We start from the raw sequence: 18,271 nt of genomic DNA on the forward strand, positions 1-18,271 counted from the left end.
AACTAGCTACAACTTGAAGTTATATATGCAGATTTAGGGAAACTTTCTTAAAATTGGGAATATTATCAGAAAAAAGTTTGTGCTTCGTGATTGCTAATTAGCAATTAACACATAACCCTTTATATGTCAATACTTTAAAATCGTTTACAACTGCTCAGCAAAACAAATTTATGGAACTGCTGCATCAACCAGAAGAAATTATTGCCCAACGTTATCGAATTGTGAATATCCTGGGACAAGGTGGAATGGGGACAACCTACGAAGCGGAAGATTTGCATACTCAGGGTAGGGTAGCAATTAAAGCCTTGTCTCTCAACCGCGCACAAGACTGGAAAGCCTTAGAACTTTTTGAAAGGGAAGCGCGAGTTTTATCTAATTTAAACCATCCTTGTTTACCGAAATACTTAGATTATTTTCAAGTAGAAACGGCAAACGATCGCAGCTTTTATTTAGTGCAAGAATTGGTAGAAGGGCGATCGCTTTATTCCCTAGTTCAAAGCGGATGGCACGCCACAGAAAGCGAAATTCGCCAATTAGCTAGCCAACTTTTAGATATTCTTAACTATTTGCACCAACTCACCCCACCAGTGATTCACCGAGATTTAAAGCCGCAAAATATTATTCGAGGTAAAGACGGAGGCATATTTTTAGTAGATTTTGGTGCGGTAAAAACCACTTACCAAACCACATTTAGTGGTGGAAGTACAGTAGTTGGTACTTACGGTTATATGGCACCAGAACAATTTCGCGGACAAGGTTATCCTGCCACAGATTTGTATGGATTAGGAGCAACTTTGTTATATTTGATTACTCACAAATCGCCCGCAGAATTCCCTTCTCAACAACTAAAAATCAACTTTCGTTCTCAAACAACAATATCAACAGAATTAGGTGATTGGCTAGAAAAACTGTTAGAACCAGCAGTAGAAGATCGATTTTTATCTGCCAAAGAAGCTTTAAGTGTATTATTAGGACAAGGAGTACTTGTTCCAAAACTTCGTCGTCCCGTTGGCAGTCGGATTAGCTTTAGTAAGAACGAAAGAAAGTTAGTAGCAGAAATTCCGCGACTTGGCTGGGGATACTGGGACTTTTATAATTTTATTACGGCTTTAATCTCGCTAATCTCCTCATATTTCCTGTTTTCTTTTCACTATTTCACATTTGTCAGCATATTATTCTGGATTTTCCCTCTGTTTTCCATTATTATGTTGATGTTTGGGTTAAACAAACTGAAAGATACTATTTTTAAATTATTGGGACGTACACAGTTGGAAATTGACCGGAAAAACTTTAAAATTAAATGGTCTTTACTTGGCGTGTTCTATCAAATTCAAGGAAAAACCAAACACATTGAAAGAGTAGAACTAAATACCTTTGTTAGTCCAGAAGATGAGTGGATTGCGAAGTGGAAAGAAATAACTCCGCAAACAACAACAGCCTGTGCTTTAATTGAAGGAGTTCGTATTCATCGTTTTGGTTGTGGATTAACTTCCTTGGAAAAAGAGTGGTTATTGCAGGAAGTTGCAACTTTCCTCAGAAAACCTTTACCTCCTTCTATTTTGCCAAGGTAAAGGAATGAAATTTTCGCGTCATTATTGCAGTTTAGCGATCGCGATCGCCATAGCAACAACCCTAAGATTCTGGAATTTAGAACTAAAACCTTTATGGCTAGATGAAGTAATTACCGCCTTATTTAGTTTAGGAAAAACCTACGAAAATATCCCTTTAGATCTGTTGTTACCCGTAACCAGTTTTCGGGATATTTTCACCTTAAATCCTGGCACAAGTTGTCCAACAATAGCCGCAAATATCATCAAATATTCTACCCATCCGCCAGGTTTTTTTTGTTTAATGAATGCTTGGTTAGAGAGGGGATTAAATAGTCCAGTTAAACAGAGTTTAATTTGGGTTTTGCGATCGCTTCCGGCGTTGTTTGGGGTGAGTGCGATCGTATCCCTATATTACCTGAATCGCATCGCTTTTAACAAAACATCCGGTTTAGTTGGTGCAGCTGTAATGGCAGTTTCCCCCTTCGCAGTTTACCTTTCCCAAGAAGCCAGACATTACACCTTACCACTATTTTTAATCACCCTTTCATTAATCACCTTAATTCAAATTCAACAAGACATATTTCAGCAAAAAAGAAGATTGTTAGTTTGGCTAGCTTGGGGAATAATTAACAGCATCGGACTTTACGTTCATTACTTTTTTATTTTAGTCATCCTTGCCGAAATCGCCACAATTTTATTATTATTGTATCAAGCCAAAGCCAAACTAAAATATTTATTGATTTCCGGGAGTTTTTCCCTCTTACCTTTCCTGGTATTTTTACCTTGGCTACCAGTATTTTTCGGACATTCAAATCGTCCCGAAACTGACTGGATACCACAACCAGAACATATTATTCCTTTTGCTCAAACTTTGCTAGGTTGGCTATTAATGGTAATCATTTTACCAGTAGAGAATCAACCGCTTTGGGTTGCCATTCCTCTGGGAATATTAATGTTAACTTTTGGGATTTGGTTAGGATGGCAAGTAGCGCAAGGAATGAAACAACTTTGGCAAAATCCCCAAACACATTTAGCGACTTTAACGTTAGTAAGCTTTACTATATTTGTGCTGTTAGAATTCTTTGCCATTATTTACATTTTAGGTAAAGATATAACAATTGCACCCCGTTATAATTTCGTATATTATCCGAGTTTTTGTGCGTTGTTAGCTGCAAGTTTAGTGGCAAGAGATGCTGGAAAACTGCGACAAACTATCAGTTATGTGATATTTGCTGGATTGATTAGTTCTATTTTCGTAGTCAACGGGTTAGCCTTTGAGAAACCTTACAATCCGCAAAGAGTAGCTAAAAATATGTTAAAAGAACCATCAACTCCGGTAATGGTGGTAATGGCATATAAAGATACACAAGATATAGCATTAGGACTAAGTTTTGCATTAGGAATCGACAAATTTCAGGCAAAACTTTGTCAAAATAACGGTGAAACTTGTCCAAAATTTGCCTTTTTATCGGCAACTTCTGGTTATCAAACAGTTTGGGAAAGTCTCGCTAAATTACCCAAAGCGGCGAAACTTCCCTTAAACTTATGGGTAGTGGCACCCGGATTAAAAAGAGACAACTACCCCGAAAAATTAGCAATTTCTCCACAAACTAACTGCACCAAAGATGCAGCAGCTTATTACCGAATCGGCGTACCATATCAAAAGTACAAGTGTCATTGGTAATTGGTTAAATAACTAGTGGTAAAAAAAAGAACTCAGACAAAAACAGATAACTTATATATACCATCTGCGTTCATCTGCGTTTATCTGCGGTTTAAAAATGACAAACAACTACTCATCAATTTGCCAAACATCCTTAGTCAAATCCTCATCTAAAATGCGCTTAGGATTCAAAATAAGAATCAGCTTACCGAGTAAAGTTTCTTCCGGCGACTCTTCAAACCATTGAAATTGTAAATCTTCCCCTTGTGCGAAAGCGAAATAACTACTATCGTCCCATTCTCTTTGCGATCGATCGATCACCACCAAAACCTCTTCCTGATAACTAGAATCTTGATTAGGAAGCAAAGATCGATCGCACAAAACCGCCACCGGATCTTCCGCCTTTAACAAAACTTGCCAACCGGGAACCGCCACCCAAGCACCTTGACCGGAAAATTGTACCATGCGAAAAGGGCCGATTTCCTCAACCAAAGGCACCGCCTTCAAATCCATTACCGACACAGGCATTTTCCCAACAATAGGCAACAAGCGAGGCATTTGTTCTTCCGTTTCCAACCTGTAAAAAGGTAGAATCGGAGCCGGACGTTTTGGAGTCACGGTAAAATCAATTAACAGCTTTTCCACTTGCTGTCTGGCGGCATCAGTATGAGCAAATCTTAACCCTTTGGCGATTAAACGCGATCGCTCTTGTAAATCCGACTGTTGGCGTGCTAACCTCCAATAATGGTAAGCCATCGCATCACCAGCATGATTGCCAAACCCAGCAGGCGGAACTCTTAACCGGGAAAAATCCTTGATCGCCTTCGCTACTTCCTTAGCATCCTCAGAATTCAACTGATGAGTTAAAGTAAACGTAGCCGCTGCTGCTCTTTCCGGTTGCGTCAGAATGCGAAACTCGTACAAACTATCGCTTCCAGTTTTTTCGTAATGCGATCGCACCTGCTCCGACACACCAGCATTTACCATGCTAATGTATACTTGAGCCGCCACAATCACCTGATTTTGGTGAATTGGCTCAAAACCAGTTTCCTCAAAAATTTTTTGGGAACTTAAACCTGCTTTTTGCAGAGTTTGGCAAGCTTGTCCCCACTCCACCCAAGAACCTTCCTTGCGGCGGAGACTCAGCAGCAAACCATCCACATCGACATTTATTGGTTGGGAATTAGGATTGTCTGAAGAGAAATCAGTCATAACGATAAATGGTAAAAGTCGGCGAATAACTTGCTAAAATTCCAGTTTAGAACAGCATTCTCAGGGCTGGAGTTAGGGAAAAAAGAGTACAGAACGCAAATTCATCCTGTTTCTCAATCTCCCATCTTCAAAATGTACCGCGATCGGCAACACAATTTACCCGCAAATTAATTAAAATTTTTGAATTCTACTTGAACGATCGCCTAGCTCAACGGCAATAATTGTTACGATTCTAAGGATATGCGATCTCTAACTTTAGATTAACTGTCAAAATTAGATTCAAGTGTTATGGAAAATTCCATTCCAGAAATAGAAACTATCTGTCGCCAGCTTATGAGTCTAGAGAGACGTAAAAAAGCCAAAATGTTGGTTGTAGACGATGAACCAGATAATTTAGATTTGCTTTATCGTACCTTCCGACGAGATTTCCAAGTCCTGAAAGCAGAAAGCGGTATTCAGGCATTGGAAGTATTAGCAACTGAAGGCGAAGTCGCTGTGATTATCTCCGATCAGCGAATGCCAGAAATGAAAGGAACAGAATTCTTGAGTAAAACTGTACCTCAATTTCCCGATACCGTAAGAATTATCCTCACCGGATTTACTGATATAGAAGACCTGGTAGATGCCATTAATTCTGGACAAGTATATAAGTATATCACCAAACCTTGGGACCCTTTAGAACTAAAAGCAGTAGTCCAACGTGCTACCGAGACTTACGAATTACTCAAACAACGGACAGAAGAACTGCGCCGTGCTAATGCACAAATGGCTTTGCTTTCCACTATAGTTCAAGTAGCCCAAGTAGCAACCGCAGTAGAAGAATCGTTAGAACCGATCGCCATCGCCTTTGGCGAAAATTTTGCCGCAGATGGCTGTATTTTGCAACTAGTAGCCAACAATTCCTTAAATTCTGCTCAAGGTATTTACAGCGCCGACAGTCCGATCGAAAATTGGTTAACAGAAGATCCATTAGTCAAAGAAGCGATCGTCAGCAAGCAAATCCAAGGATCGGTAAACATTCCCGCAGATCCTGACTTATCCGCACTCAATCATTACACCGCATCCGGCATTCAAGCACATCTAGTGATTCCGATTATTTACCGAGATCATGTCCTAGCAATACTGTCGATGCAATGGAAAAAACCTTGCCAACTGCGAGAAGATGAAATTAAACTAATTCATCTTTCTGCTCAACAAGTTGCCTTAGCTCTCACCAGTACCCAAGCTGTGTAACTTGACTGTAAAATCGAAAATCTCCAATCGAAAATCTAAAATCGAATGTCCGATCGCGCCAGTCAAATTCAAACCATCTTCAACAACATTGCTCCAGTGTACGACAATCTCAACGATTGGTTAAGCCTGGGACAACATCGAGTTTGGAAACTAATGACAGTCCAATGGAGTCAAGCGAAAACTGGCGACACTTGCATCGACTTGTGCTGTGGTAGCGGCGATCTCACTCAGATTTTAGCGCGTCAGGTGGGAAAAACTGGACAAGTGTTTGGGGTGGACTTTTCGCCGGGGTTGTTAGCGATCGCCAAACAACGCCATCAAAACCATTATCCACCCCAAAACATCACTTGGGTAGAAGCAGATGTCCTCAATCTTCCCTTCCCCGAAAATTACTTCGACTGCGCCACAATGGGATACGGACTGCGTAACGTTACCGACATTCCCCAATGTTTGGACTCATTGTACCGCGTCCTCAAACCCGGAGCTACCGCTGCCATTCTCGACTTCCACCGTCCCTACAATCCCTGGATGCAAAACTTACAGCAGTGGTATCTGCAAAACATCGTAGTGACTGCTGCTCAACACTTTAATTTAACAGAAGAATACGCCTATATTAGCCCCAGTTTAGACAAATTTCCCCAAGGTCAGCAGCAAGTAAACCTAGCTCAACAAGCAGGATTTAGCACCGCCATTCATTATCAGATCGCTGGTGGCATCATGGGTGTTTTACAAATTACAAAATAGAATAAAAGTAATCGGGTGTTGGCTAGTCACTAACAACTCATATTTTGCACCAACTCCCTATTTTACCAATTGCCATTTACCATTTGTAACCCAGTTGAATCTCTCTAATTTCTGGCTTTATATTACTCCACCGATACTTGGTGCAATTATTGGCTATTTCACCAACGACATAGCCATAAAAATGCTATTTCGTCCCTACAGAGCTAAATATATAGGTAAGAAAAAGTTACCATTTACACCAGGTTTAATTCCCGCCAATCAGGAACGATTAGCCAAGCGAATTTCTGATACCATCATGGGGTCGCTATTAACACCCCAAGAATTGCAAAACTTGGCGCGTCGTCTGTTACAAACCGATCGAGTTCAAGGAGTAATAGACTGGCTGTTGCGATTAGCCTTAGATCAAGTACAATCAGCAGATAAAGAAGATAAAACAGTTAAAGTAATTGCCGGAATTCTCCGAGATTTACTAGGTCAATCTTTACCCAGGTTGCTGAAAGTTTTGGCGCGTCGAGAAGATTTTTTAGAACCGCAACTCAATCAAATATTTGACCAAATTTTATTAGAATTCCAACTCAGCGAACAACAAGCAAATCAATTAGCAGATTGGCTTTTACTCGTAGTATTACCCCCGGAAGTATTGCGGGTTGCGATCGTTGATTTTTTGACCGATCGCAATATTCAACTAATAGATGATAAATTTCGCGGCGAAACCAGCGGAACCTATTGGGTAGTCGCCAATTTATTTGGTTTAAGAAACACCTTAACTCGTTTAAGAACCTATTGTCTAGACGAAAAAGAAGAAGCAAATCAACGTTTATCAGAATTAATTCAATCCTTTGGAGTTAAACCCCGCTTACAAGAATGGTTGCAAAATCTATCTTTGCAAAATCTCCCAGTTTCCACAGTGCGCCAACTCCGCAAAACAATGCGCGAAAGTATCCGCAGCTACGTGCAAGAACGAGGCGTGGAATTAATGCAAGGTTTCAGTGATTCAATCAACTGGGATGGTGTGGCTCATATTCTCATCAATAGATTGCGAAATTCTCCTGTAGTTAACTCTTCTTTGACAGTAGTTAGTAAGGAATTAGCTTTACTTTTGGAACGTTACTTAGAGCGAGATTTAGAAAATATAGTTGAACAAATCATCCCAATTCTCAACATCGATCAAGTAATTATTCAGCGAGTACAAGCAACTTCTCCGCGAGATTTAGAGTTAGCAATTCAAGGAATTGTTCGCAGTGAATTACAGGCGATCGTCAACTTAGGCGGAATTTTAGGTTTTATTGTCGGGTTGTTCCAAACAGTATTTTTTATAATCCAGCAGTAATGTAAAATTCTGTATTTGTCGTTCAAATAAGTTACACTAAAAACAGTTTTCTCAACCGTTTCTGTGACTATGCGATCGAATACCCACTAAAAAAAGGTCAATAATTGAGGATACTTGCATCATGGCAACCGAGATTCAAACAAATCAAAAAAGCCTCTATGAAACAGATTTTGTCAAATGGGTTGAAACCACAGTAGAACAATTGCATAAACAAGATTATGTCAATGTAGATTGGACAAATTTAATCGAAGAAATTGCAGATATGTCAAAACGGGAGCGGAAAAGTTTAAAAAATAATCTAATAGTAGTTCTGCTCCATCTTCTGAAATGGCAATATCAACCAGAATTTCGCAGTGGTAATTGGCGAGGAAGTATTCGGGAACATCGCCGACGCATCAAAGATGATTTAAATGATTCACCAAGTTTAAAACCTTATTTGCTAGAAATATTTGCTGAATGTTACAACAATGCTCGCGAACAAGCAGCAGATGAAACAGGTTTGCCATTAGCAACTTTTCCAGAATATTGTCCTTATACACCCGAACAATCTCTAGATGCTGATTTCTTACCCCCAAGCAACTAATCAAATAATACTGTTTCAGCAGTAGTTTTACCATAATCTTTGAACTGAGTAAGCATCAAAAACAGCATCACCGCTCAAAATAGGTATCTGTTCTACTATAGCTTGTGCAATTATTAGGCGATCGAACGGATCTCGATGATGAAGAGGTAAAGATGCCAAATAAAAGTATGAGTATCCAACAATAATCTCATTGCAGATAGTCCTCAAAATCTGTTATTGGTTCATCAAAATCATCTGATATTGTTACCATTCCCTTAGCACTTCCCGCCTGAGCAGGCCAAGTTTTTTTCCCTGGTGTAAAAGGCACTAATTTTGCAATAGGTTGTTCATCTTTGGTAATCACAACCTCCTCACCTTTAATTGCTACTTCAATTAATTTCAATAAATCTTTAGATGCCTCATAAATACTTACCTTTTGCATAAGTTTCTCCTTGGATAACAACCAATTTACCAACTAATCAAATATCCGTATCTTCGTACAACTCTAACAACTTTTGCTGTTGAGTTTTCCGGGAAGTACGCCGATATTTCTTCGCTTCCAACCTCGGTTCAAATTGATTCCCACCCTTGCGTTTAGTTTTCATTTTCATCACCGCATCAGGATCGGATTGTTGATTTAAATGTTCTTGGCGGGCGATCGCAATTGACAAAAACTCCAAATAATGCTCGTATCTCTCCCAATCTCCCCGCACCGCACAATTTGGTTCATCCCGATGTAAACAATCACTAAACTGACAATTATTTTCAGCCAAACGCTCTCTAATTTCGGGAAAATATTCGCTTAATTCTTCGGGACTACAATCAAGATCCGGTTGATTAAAACCCGGAGTATCAGCTAAATAACCACCCTTTGGTAATTCAAATAATTCAACGTGCCGAGTAGTATGTCTCCCCTTACTTAATTTCCCGGAAACTTCACCCACTCGCTGTTCAATACCGGGAATTAAATAATTAATTAAACTAGTTTTTCCCACCCCAGAAGGTCCAGCCAACACGGTAATTTTATCACTTAATTTAGCAGTTAATTCATCCAAACCACTGCCATCATAAACGCTAATAAATATTGGTTCATAACCCCAAGCAGACAAGCGATCGCGCCAAGCCTTTTGTTCTGCCAAACTCACCAAATCGCTTTTATTTAAACATAAACTCACATCTAAATTAGTAGATTCTGCCTTCACTAAAAACCTACTTAATTGAAAAGGTTCTAAATCCGGTTCAGCCAAAGCAAAAACTAAGATAATTTGATCGGCATTAGCGATCGGAGGACGATCGAGTTCCGTATCTCTCGGTAAAACCTGCGCGATCGCACCTCTTCCCCCCGCCCAGTCTGGTTCCTCAACCTGCACCCGATCGCCCACCATCACCTGCTGACCGATTTTCTTCAACCGCGCCCGACGAGTACAGAGTAATTCGGGACTAGGGACTAGGGACTGGGGACTAGGGACTGGGAAATTCTCCTCTGCCCCTCTGCCCCTCTGCCCCTCTGCCCCTCTGCCCCTCTGCCCCTCTGCTCCCAGTTTCACCCGATAAAAATTCGCCTGCACAGCTAGCACAGTTCCCCACAGAGGAGAAACTGCGTTATTTTGATCGATCGCACTCCCGCTCAACTCGCAGGTCGCCGGACTAAAATGGCAAAAAAGCCAGTCCGGTCTTCAATTTGTTCAATGGGATAACCTTCCATTGTCAGGCTATCAGGAACTTGCTCGATCGGTTCTCCGGGATCTAACCATACTTCCAACAGAGAACCCGGAGCCATTTGCTCCAAGCGCAATTTCGTGCGAACAAAATTTATCGGACAAGGAGTGCCTCGCAGATCAAGCTGAGCATCCGGGGTAGATAGAGCAGAGTTAGTCATTATTTATGGAAAATATTGCCAAAGAATCCTTCTATACCGCCTTTACCAGTGCGTTCGCCCCTAATTTTAGCCAACTTTTCCAACAATTCCCGTTCTTCAGGAGTGATCCGATTCGGAATTTCAATATCCACCGTAATTAGATGATCTCCCCGACTTACTGGATTGCCTAACTTAGGTACACCGCGATTTTCCAATTTTAGAACTGTCTTGGGCTGGGTACCTGGGGGAATCATCAACTCTTGGGGGCCGTCCACTGTATTAACTTCTAGCCGACCGCCCAAAATCGCCTGTAAGTAACTAATTTCTACTTCTGACAGGATATTGATTCCTTCCCGCTTAAATTCCGTATCTTCGTTGACAAATAAGTATACATACAAGTCACCGGGAGGGCCGCCTCGTTGACCGCTATCACCTTCGGAAGCGACGCGCAGACGAGTCCCATCATCCACACCAGCCGGAATGGTAATTTTTAGCTTTTTCGTGATTTGTTTTTGTCCGCGACCGTCGCAAGCTTCGCATTTATCTTCAATCACCTGACCAGTACCGTTACAGGTAGGACAGACGGAGACTTGAGTAAAGCTGCCAAAGGGGGTGCGCGTTACTCGTCGTACTTGACCGGAACCAGTACAAGTGGAACAAGTCCGCGGTCGAGTTCCGGGTTTTGCGCCTGTACCGCTGCAAACTTCGCAAGTTTCCAAGTGAGAGATGCGAATTTCTTTTTCGCCGCCAAAGACAGCTTCCCGGAAGTCTAATTTTAAGTCTAATCGCAGGTCGTCGCCTCTAGTGGGGCCTGCGGGTCTTCGCCCGGTGCGAGTCCCTCCGCCTACGCCGCCACTTCCAGCAAAGCCGCTGAAGAAGCTTTCAAAGATGTCGGCAAAACCGCCCATGTCGCCAAAGTCTTGAAAGCCTTGTGCCGCTGCGCCTTCGACTCCGGCCTGTCCGAAGCGATCGTAACGGGCACGCATTTCGGGTTCGGAAAGCACTTCATAAGCGCGGTTAATTTCTTTAAAGCGGTCTTCCGCCCCAGGTTCTTTATTGACATCTGGGTGGTATTTACGAGCCAGACGGCGGTAGGCTCGTTTGATTTCTTCTTGGTCAGCGTTGCGAGCAACGCCTAGAGTTTCATAGTAATCGGTGGCCATAGAGGACTGGTAAAGTTTTAAGTTTTAAGTTTTAAGTTATGAGTTTTAAGAGAAGCAAAAAGTTAAAAGTTAAAAGTCCAAAGAAACAGATATTCTCTTTTTACTTTTTACTTTTTACTTTTAATCTTACTTAAAACTCTCTTTCTAGAGTGGCAGGATAGTTTTAAGTTGTAGAGGTGATTCATGAATCGCCTGTATTGAATTTTAAGTGATGAATTTAACTCAAAACTCAAAATTCAAAACTCAAAACTACTACTATTAGTCTACGGCTTCGTAATCTGCACTGACCGTGTTTTCGTCTTCAAAGTTGAAATCGAAGTCTTCGTCCTCACTAACTACGGTTGCTGCCTCTTCTTCTATAGGTTCCGGCTCGGAGGCTGAGTAGGAATCTACAAATTCCGTTTGACCAACGTTTGCTTGTTGATACACTGCTGCACCAATATCAAAGAGCATTTGTTGGAAACTATCGACTAATTGTTTCATTTCTTCTACAGAAATGTAAGAATCACCGATCGCTCCTCTTAATTCTGTGGCTCTTTCTCTAGCATATTCTTGCATTTCTTCGCTAATGAATTGACTGTTATCTTTCATGGTCGATTCATAGCTATAGAACAAGCTATCAGCCTGGTTTTTCATTTCGATTAGCTGTTTGCGTCTCCGGTCTTCTTCGGCAAATATTTCCGCTTCTTGGCGCATTCGTTCTACTTCGGCGGTAGTTAAACCACCAGTATTAGTAATCCGAATGCTTTGCTCTCGACCTGTACCTTTATCTTGGGCTGCTACTTTGAGAATCCCATTCACATCAATCTCAAATGACACTTCAATTTGCGGTACGCCTCTGGGGGCTGGGGGAATCCCTGTGAGCAAGAATTTACCCAAACTCTTGTTATCACGAGCCATTGCCCGTTCCCCTTGCAAAACGTGAATTTCTACACTTGTTTGACCGTCGGTAGCGGTGGAAAATACTTGTGATTTGCTGGTGGGAATGGTGGTATTGCGATCGATAATTTTGGTGAATACTTCGCCTAATGTTTCAATTCCCAAGGAAAGTGGGGTGACATCTAACAGCAGTAAGTCTTCTACTTCTCCACTTAACACGCCGCCTTGAATGGCTGCTCCCAAGGCGACGGCTTCATCTGGGTTGACCGAGCGATCGGGAGTTTTCCCACCAAAAAACTGCTTCAGTGCTTCTTGGACTGCGGGAATCCGAGTTGAACCACCTACTAGGATTATCCGATCGATATCTCCAGCTTTCAATCCCGAATCTTTCAGTGCTTGATTCATTGGTTCAATGGTGTTTTCCACCAAATGACTCACCAATTCTTCAAAGTTTGCCTTCGTGAGTGACATTTCCAAATGTTTTGGCCCACTTTCATCTGCTGTAATAAACGGCAAATTAATCGAGGTCGTCACCATGTTAGAAAGTTCAATTTTCGCCTTTTCCGCCGCTTCCCGCAATCGCTGGAGCGCCATTTTATCGCTACTGAGGTCTATTCCTTCTGTGGCTTGGAAGTTTTCGATCATCCACTGCACTATGCAGTTGTCGAAGTCATCGCCTCCTAAGTGGTTGTTTCCCGATGTAGCTCTTACCTCAAATACTCCATCGCCTAGTTGGAGGATTGAGACATCAAATGTCCCGCCGCCTAAGTCAAATACCAGGACTAACTGCTCTTCGTCTTGTTTATCCAAACCATAAGACAGGGCTGCTGCGGTTGGTTCGTTAATAATTCTTAACACTTCTAGCCCAGCGATCGTTCCCGCATCCTTGGTTGCCTGCCTTTGAGCATCTGTAAAATAGGCAGGTACGGTAATCACTGCTTGTTCTACGGGTTCTCCCAAGAAATTTTCCGCATCCTGCTTTAACTTTTGCAGAATCATCGCCGAAATTTCCTGGGGCGTGTAAGTTTTCCCCCGCACTTTCACATCAACTGTATCGTCTTTACCTTTAACGCAGTTATAAGGAACTTGGGAGCGTTCGATTTCCGTATCATCCCAACGACGACCGATAAAGCGTTTAATGCTGTAGACTGTATTTTCGGCATTCATCACCGCTTGTCGCTTCGCCAGTTGTCCGACTAATCGCTCGTCTGCTTTACCAAATCCCACTATACTGGGCGTAGTTCGCCCTCCTTCAGAGTTAGGTATGACGATCGTTTGACCGCCTTCTAGAAAGGCGACACAACTGTTTGTAGTGCCCAGGTCGATGCCAATAACTTTTCCCATAGATCGCGGCAGTTTCTCGAAGAGTGCTTCTGTTCAGGCTTGTTGTAACTTAAGGTTTGGTAGATGGAAGTTTTTTTGATTTGCCATTGAATTTACAACGAACAATCTCTCATTACCAACACCCCTTAACTTTCCGGTGACTCAGGCTGGCTTTCCTCTGAGGATATCTCATGCTCCCCAGGTGCAGCAACTTTCACCACTGCATGACGCAGGACTCGTTCTCCCAAGAAATAGCCGGGAATCAGTTCATCAATCACTGTTCCTTCTGGATACTCATTAGTTGGTTCCTGAATCGCTGCTTCATGTAAATTTGGGTTAAACTCCTGTCCCTTGGGACGCATTGGGGATACTCCCAATCCTTTCAGAGCCGTTACCATTTGCTTGTAAATGCTTTGATAGCTTTTGTGGATATTTTTTTCTGCCTCAGTCTGGGGTTTAATTTGTGCTTGCGCCCGTTCAAAATTATCCACCACTGGCAAGAGTGCCCCCAGCGTATTACACTTGACTTGTTGATCCAACTCTTCCTTTTCTTTTTGGCTCCGCTTACGGAAATTATCAAAATCCGCCGCAATACGCATATACTGGCTGGTACGTTCTTCCAGTTGCGCTTTTAATTGATTTGCTTGTTGTTCCAAAGCGGCGATTTCCGCTTCCATTTCTTCCCATTCGGCGGTATTTGCTGCTGAAGAGCTTTCCTGAGCAGCGGTAGCCTCAGTTGCCGCTACTTCCGAGTTTAGCGGAGTTTCCAGATTGTCTGACATCTGGGCTGTATTGTTACTCTCCTCAGCAACGTTAGCGTTAGCGTTTATATTTTCCGTTGGTTCTGTCTGTTTAGATTCTTCTATCATCGTCCACTCACCCAGTTAAGAGACTGCTAGCTACAGTGAAGTAATTGCTCTAAAAATAGATTTTGCGCTAGCTCCCCCTTAACTTTACAAAAAAAACAGTCATAAATCTCACTCTTTCTTACCCATTGTCGAGCACAAAGGTGATGTTTTGTAACTAAGTCAATCCCTGTTAATTATTCTACTTTGCTCTTCGGAACAAGGTACTACTTTCCTAAAATCTATTACCAGTCTCTACTTAAAGGGTTGGTTAAGGCTATCATCTTGGAAAGGTAGAGGAAAATTACTTTGCCTTGATTAACTCAGCTATGAGAAATCGTAATGCCGATCGCAAATCCCCTTTACCAGGGTAAATTTGTCAGTTTAGCTTATTTTCAGACAGAAAACGGGTACTGGGTCACCATGAAAAAGTGTAGCTTCCTGAAGCGGCAATTTTTGTTTTTGGGAGTCCGACGATCTCAGATTCAGTATTCAAGATCGCAGTCTGGTGAAAATTTGGGAAAAATTTTTGGGAATACTCTATAAGGAGAACTTCTGCATCAGCTATGACTAACTCTTCATCATTACCAAAACGCACTTCGACCAGCCTGATTGTCCAAAACTTTTCGCCTTTTGGCAATAAGTTGATTCAAGCGGGCTATGTAAATCCCGAGCAGATGAAACAAGCGATGGTGGAAAGTCGCTCATCAGGAAAACCGTTAACAGAGATTTTAGAGTTGCTTACCGGAAGACAGTTGCCCCCAGACTTGTTACGTCAGTACAAGAAACAGCAGCTGTTTGAATTAAAGATTCTGTTTGGCGTGGAATCCCTCGATCCAGAAATCAACGATGTTCCAGTTAATCAGCTAGGGGAGTTGATTGACACTTTAATTCCCATTGATATCTGTCGTCGTTATCGTTTAGTACCTTTATCTAAAAATGATACTCAGCCGCCTAGTGTTCTGATTGCAATGGTCAATCCCGATGACCTAGAAGCTTTGGATGACTTGAACCGAATTTTACGGCCTCAAGGTTTGGCATTGCAACGGATGGTGATTACGCGAGAAGACTATGAACACCTGATTACTAAATATTTAGATGAAGAAGCGGAAAGATTAGAGAAACGGGAACGGGAAAAACAAACTGATGTTACTGGCATATTAGATGAGTTAAATATTGAAAGCTTAGAAGATGCACCAGAGGAGAGTGAAGACCTCAAAGATGGTGAAGAGTCTTCTGCGCCGATTATTAACTTGGTGAATCGAATCCTGATTAAGGCTTTGCAGGAAGGTGCGTCGGATATTCACGTTGAGCCGCAAGAAGAGATCTTAAGAATTCGGTTCCGTAAGGATGGGGTATTGCAACAGGCTTTTGATCCGTTACCGAAGCAGATTATTCCGGCGGTGACGGCTCGGTTTAAGGTAATTTCGGATTTGGATATTGCGGAACGCCGACAAGCGCAAGATGGTCGGATTCGTCGGATGTTTGGGGGACGGAAGATCGATTTCCGGGTGAGTACTTTGCCTAGCCGCTATGGGGAAAAGGTGGTACTGCGGATTTTGGATAACTCGGCAACGCAGTTGGGGTTGGATAAGTTAATTACTAACGAGGAGTGTTTGGCGTTAGTCCGAGAAATGGCGAGTCGTCCGTTTGGGTTGATTCTGGTGACAGGGCCGACGGGTTCTGGTAAGTCAACTACCTTATACTCGGTGTTGGCAGAACGGAACGATCCGGGGGTAAATATTAGTACGGTGGAAGATCCGATCGAATACACTTTAGGCGGGATTACTCAGGTACAGGTAATTCGGGAAAAAGGTTTAGATTTTGCGACTACCCTACGGGCGTTCTTAAGACAAGACCCTGATGTGATACTGGTGGGTGAAACGCGGGATAAGGAAACGGCGAAAACGGCGATCGAAGCGGCGTTAACGGGTCACTTAGTATTAACTACTTTACACACCAATGATGCGGCGGGTGCGATCGCTCGTTTAGATGAAATGGGCGTAGAACCATTCATGGTGTCCGGTGCTTTACTCGGTGTATTGGCACAACGTTTGATGCGGCGGGTTTGTCCTGATTGTCGCATTCCCTACACACCCACACCGGAAGAACTGGCTCGTTTTGGTTTAACGGCTTCCGGTGATGTAGACTTGTTAATTTACAAGGCGAATACCATCCCGCCAGCAGACAGACCCAATGATAAAAACCTCTGCAAAACTTGTAAGGGAGTTGGCTACAGAGGTCGGGTTGGGGTTTATGAAGTGTTGAAAGTAACAGAAAATCTGCAACTTTTAATTAGTCAAGGCGCACCGACAGAACGGATTAAAGAAGCGGCTGTAGAAGAAGGGATGATTACATTGCTGGCATACAGTTTACAGTTGGTGCGAGAAGGTCGAACTACTTTGGAAGAAGTTGAGCGCGTCACCTTTACGGATTCTGGGTTAGAAGCAGAATTAAAAGCGAAACGCAAGAGTGCCCTTACCTGTCGGGTTTGTGATGCTGGATTACAACAGGAGTGGATTGAATGTCCTTATTGCCTGACACCCAGGTTTAGCGAATAGTACCATTAGACCTCTCCAACCAAGAATCTCAAAGGCAGGCAGGATGCCTACCCTACAAGAGTTATGGGAGATGTCTATTAAGTATTGGTCATTGAGTCATTGGTTAAGGGTGCATCAAAAAGCAACAATCAGCAAAAAGACATCGGAGATAATGACAAATGACCAAAACTATTTGGGCAAACTAAGAATAACAACTAACCAATAAATCTACTGCTAACGGAGACAGTCTTATGCCGATGGAATTGATGATTGAAGACCTAATGGAACAATTAATTGAGATGGGTGGCTCGGATATGCACATCCAAGCTGGTGCGCCTGTCTATTTCCGGGTCAGTGGTAAACTGGGGCCAGTGGGCGAGGAGCCGATGACGGCAGAAGAGTGTCAACGCTTAATTTTTAGTATGCTCAATAACTCGCAACGGAAAGATTTAGAGCAGAACTGGGAGTTAGATTGTGCTTATGGGGTGAAAGGGTTAGCGCGGTTCCGGGTAAATGTTTATCGGGAACGGGGGGCTTGGGCGGCTTGTTTGCGAGCTTTGTCTTCTAAGATTCCGAATTTCGATAAGTTAGGGTTGCCGGATGTGGTGCGGGAAGCCACGGAAAGACCGAGAGGGATGGTGTTGGTGACTGGACAAACGGGGTCGGGAAAAACGACGACGATGGCGGCGATGATCGATTTGATTAACCGGACGCGATCGGAACATATTCTGACTGTGGAAGATCCGATCGAATATGTATTTCCCAACGTTAAAAGCTTGGTTCACCAAAGGCAAAAAGGTGAAGATACCAAGAGTTTTGCTAATGCCTTGAAAGCAGCATTACGGGAAGACCCAGATGTAATTCTTGTGGGTGAAATGCGGGACTTAGAAACGATCGGCTTGGCGATTTCCGCAGCAGAAACAGGTCACTTGGTATTTGGTACTTTGCACACGAACTCAGCTGCTCAGACGATTGACCGGATGTTGGACGTATTCCCTCCAATTCAACAACCCCAAATTCGAGCGATGCTTTCTAACTCTTTGGTAGCTGTATTCAGCCAAAACTTGGTACCAAAACAGAATGTTAAACCTGGGGAATATGGTCGGGTAATGGCTCAAGAGATTATGGTAATTACACCTGCTATTTCTAACCTGATTCGGGAGGGCAAAACTTCCCAAATTTACTCGGCAATTCAAACCGGAGGTAAATTGGGGATGCAAACTATGGAAATGTCCTTAGCTAACCATTACAAAGCTGGTTCGATTTCTTACGAAGCTGCGATGAGTAAATCTTCTAAACCTGATGAATTACAAAGGTTAATTGGGCCGACACCAGCTGGAGTGAAAGTCGGAGGAGCCGCCCATTAAGT

The 18,271-nt window shown here is 42.6% G+C and carries 15 protein-coding genes and 1 pseudogene; 8 read left to right on the forward strand and 8 right to left on the reverse strand.

Annotated features, from left to right (window positions below):
- Positions 1-170: 170 nt before the first annotated feature.
- Positions 171-1,571, forward strand: coding sequence for a serine/threonine protein kinase (locus ACE1B6_RS21235; RefSeq protein ID WP_413259264.1), 1,401 nt, complete (start codon positions 171-173; stop codon positions 1,569-1,571).
- Between the two features lie 4 nt (positions 1,572-1,575).
- Positions 1,576-3,234, forward strand: coding sequence for a glycosyltransferase family 39 protein (locus ACE1B6_RS21240; protein WP_413259265.1), 1,659 nt, complete (start codon positions 1,576-1,578; stop codon positions 3,232-3,234).
- 108 nt (positions 3,235-3,342) lie between these two features.
- On the opposite strand, the gene ACE1B6_RS21245 is transcribed toward ACE1B6_RS21240, so the two are convergent.
- Positions 3,343-4,425, reverse strand: coding sequence for a RuBisCO accumulation factor 1 (locus ACE1B6_RS21245; protein WP_413259266.1), 1,083 nt, complete (start codon positions 4,423-4,425; stop codon positions 3,343-3,345).
- A gap of 288 nt (positions 4,426-4,713) precedes the next feature.
- Between ACE1B6_RS21245 and ACE1B6_RS21250 the strand changes: the two genes are divergently transcribed.
- From ACE1B6_RS21250 to ACE1B6_RS21265, 4 genes are all read left to right on the forward strand, one after another.
- Complete coding sequence (locus ACE1B6_RS21250; RefSeq protein WP_413259267.1) at positions 4,714-5,658, forward strand: response regulator; 945 nt, start codon at positions 4,714-4,716, stop codon at positions 5,656-5,658.
- Between the two features lie 45 nt (positions 5,659-5,703).
- Entirely contained in the window at positions 5,704-6,402 is a 699-nt protein-coding gene (gene ubiE / locus ACE1B6_RS21255; protein WP_413259268.1) for a bifunctional demethylmenaquinone methyltransferase/2-methoxy-6-polyprenyl-1,4-benzoquinol methylase UbiE, read from the forward strand.
- A gap of 94 nt (positions 6,403-6,496) precedes the next feature.
- Positions 6,497-7,732 (forward strand): DUF445 domain-containing protein, encoded by a 1,236-nt coding sequence (locus ACE1B6_RS21260; RefSeq protein ID WP_413259269.1) that lies wholly within the window; start codon positions 6,497-6,499, stop codon positions 7,730-7,732.
- A 121-nt stretch (positions 7,733-7,853) separates the two neighbouring features.
- Positions 7,854-8,315 (forward strand): DUF29 domain-containing protein, encoded by a 462-nt coding sequence (locus ACE1B6_RS21265; protein ID WP_413259270.1) that lies wholly within the window; start codon positions 7,854-7,856, stop codon positions 8,313-8,315.
- 27 nt (positions 8,316-8,342) lie between these two features.
- On the opposite strand, the pseudogene ACE1B6_RS21270 reads toward ACE1B6_RS21265, so the two are convergent.
- From ACE1B6_RS21270 to grpE, 7 genes and pseudogenes are all read right to left on the reverse strand, one after another.
- Positions 8,343-8,474: pseudogene (locus tag ACE1B6_RS21270) on the reverse strand (type II toxin-antitoxin system VapC family toxin); the annotation flags it as partial.
- Positions 8,475-8,502: 28 nt separating this feature from the next.
- Positions 8,503-8,736 carry a type II toxin-antitoxin system Phd/YefM family antitoxin gene (locus ACE1B6_RS21275; RefSeq protein WP_413259272.1) on the reverse strand — a complete coding sequence of 78 codons (234 nt, stop codon included), beginning with the start codon at positions 8,734-8,736 and terminating at the stop codon, positions 8,503-8,505.
- Between the two features lie 37 nt (positions 8,737-8,773).
- Entirely contained in the window at positions 8,774-9,910 is a 1,137-nt protein-coding gene (rsgA, locus tag ACE1B6_RS21280) for a small ribosomal subunit biogenesis GTPase RsgA (protein WP_459563078.1), read from the reverse strand.
- Between the two features lie 11 nt (positions 9,911-9,921).
- Entirely contained in the window at positions 9,922-10,173 is a 252-nt protein-coding gene (locus ACE1B6_RS21285; protein ID WP_413259273.1) for a sulfurtransferase TusA family protein, read from the reverse strand.
- Positions 10,173-11,315, reverse strand: coding sequence for a molecular chaperone DnaJ (gene dnaJ / locus ACE1B6_RS21290; RefSeq protein ID WP_413259274.1), 1,143 nt, complete (start codon positions 11,313-11,315; stop codon positions 10,173-10,175). Before dnaJ ends, ACE1B6_RS21285 begins: the two co-directional genes overlap by 1 nt.
- A gap of 258 nt (positions 11,316-11,573) precedes the next feature.
- Positions 11,574-13,538 carry a molecular chaperone DnaK gene (gene dnaK / locus ACE1B6_RS21295; RefSeq protein ID WP_413259275.1) on the reverse strand — a complete coding sequence of 655 codons (1,965 nt, stop codon included), beginning with the start codon at positions 13,536-13,538 and terminating at the stop codon, positions 11,574-11,576.
- Between the two features lie 125 nt (positions 13,539-13,663).
- Positions 13,664-14,386 carry a nucleotide exchange factor GrpE gene (gene grpE, locus ACE1B6_RS21300; RefSeq protein ID WP_413259276.1) on the reverse strand — a complete coding sequence of 241 codons (723 nt, stop codon included), beginning with the start codon at positions 14,384-14,386 and terminating at the stop codon, positions 13,664-13,666.
- A gap of 542 nt (positions 14,387-14,928) precedes the next feature.
- On the opposite strand from grpE, the gene ACE1B6_RS21305 reads away from it, so the two are divergent.
- The gene (locus ACE1B6_RS21305; protein ID WP_413259277.1) at positions 14,929-16,923 is read left to right on the forward strand and encodes a GspE/PulE family protein; all 1,995 of its coding nucleotides are present in this window, start codon (positions 14,929-14,931) and stop codon (positions 16,921-16,923) included.
- A gap of 236 nt (positions 16,924-17,159) precedes the next feature.
- On the forward strand, positions 17,160-18,269 hold the full coding sequence (locus tag ACE1B6_RS21310; protein WP_413259334.1) for a type IV pilus twitching motility protein PilT: 1,110 nt from the start codon (positions 17,160-17,162) through the stop codon (positions 18,267-18,269).
- The last annotated feature ends 2 nt before the right edge of the window (positions 18,270-18,271 follow it).

Source organism: Floridaenema fluviatile BLCC-F154 (assembly GCF_041929135.1).
Classification (GTDB): domain Bacteria; phylum Cyanobacteriota; class Cyanobacteriia; order Cyanobacteriales; family Aerosakkonemataceae; genus Floridanema; species Floridanema fluviatile.

Coding starts and splice junctions, on each gene's coding strand:
- ubiE (WP_413259268.1), top strand. CDS start 5,704: ATGTCCGATCGCGCCAGTCAAATTCAAACCATCTTCAACAACATTGCT.
- ACE1B6_RS21275 (WP_413259272.1), bottom strand. CDS start 8,736: ATGCAAAAGGTAAGTATTTATGAGGCATCTAAAGATTTATTGAAATTA.
- ACE1B6_RS21250 (WP_413259267.1), top strand. CDS start 4,714: ATGGAAAATTCCATTCCAGAAATAGAAACTATCTGTCGCCAGCTTATG.
- grpE (WP_413259276.1), bottom strand. CDS start 14,386: ATGATAGAAGAATCTAAACAGACAGAACCAACGGAAAATATAAACGCT.
- ACE1B6_RS21265 (WP_413259270.1), top strand. CDS start 7,854: ATGGCAACCGAGATTCAAACAAATCAAAAAAGCCTCTATGAAACAGAT.
- ACE1B6_RS21310 (WP_413259334.1), top strand. CDS start 17,160: ATGGAATTGATGATTGAAGACCTAATGGAACAATTAATTGAGATGGGT.
- ACE1B6_RS21285 (WP_413259273.1), bottom strand. CDS start 10,173: ATGACTAACTCTGCTCTATCTACCCCGGATGCTCAGCTTGATCTGCGA.
- dnaJ (WP_413259274.1), bottom strand. CDS start 11,315: ATGGCCACCGATTACTATGAAACTCTAGGCGTTGCTCGCAACGCTGAC.
- ACE1B6_RS21240 (WP_413259265.1), top strand. CDS start 1,576: ATGAAATTTTCGCGTCATTATTGCAGTTTAGCGATCGCGATCGCCATA.
- ACE1B6_RS21305 (WP_413259277.1), top strand. CDS start 14,929: ATGACTAACTCTTCATCATTACCAAAACGCACTTCGACCAGCCTGATT.
- dnaK (WP_413259275.1), bottom strand. CDS start 13,538: ATGGGAAAAGTTATTGGCATCGACCTGGGCACTACAAACAGTTGTGTC.
- ACE1B6_RS21245 (WP_413259266.1), bottom strand. CDS start 4,425: ATGACTGATTTCTCTTCAGACAATCCTAATTCCCAACCAATAAATGTC.
- ACE1B6_RS21235 (WP_413259264.1), top strand. CDS start 171: ATGGAACTGCTGCATCAACCAGAAGAAATTATTGCCCAACGTTATCGA.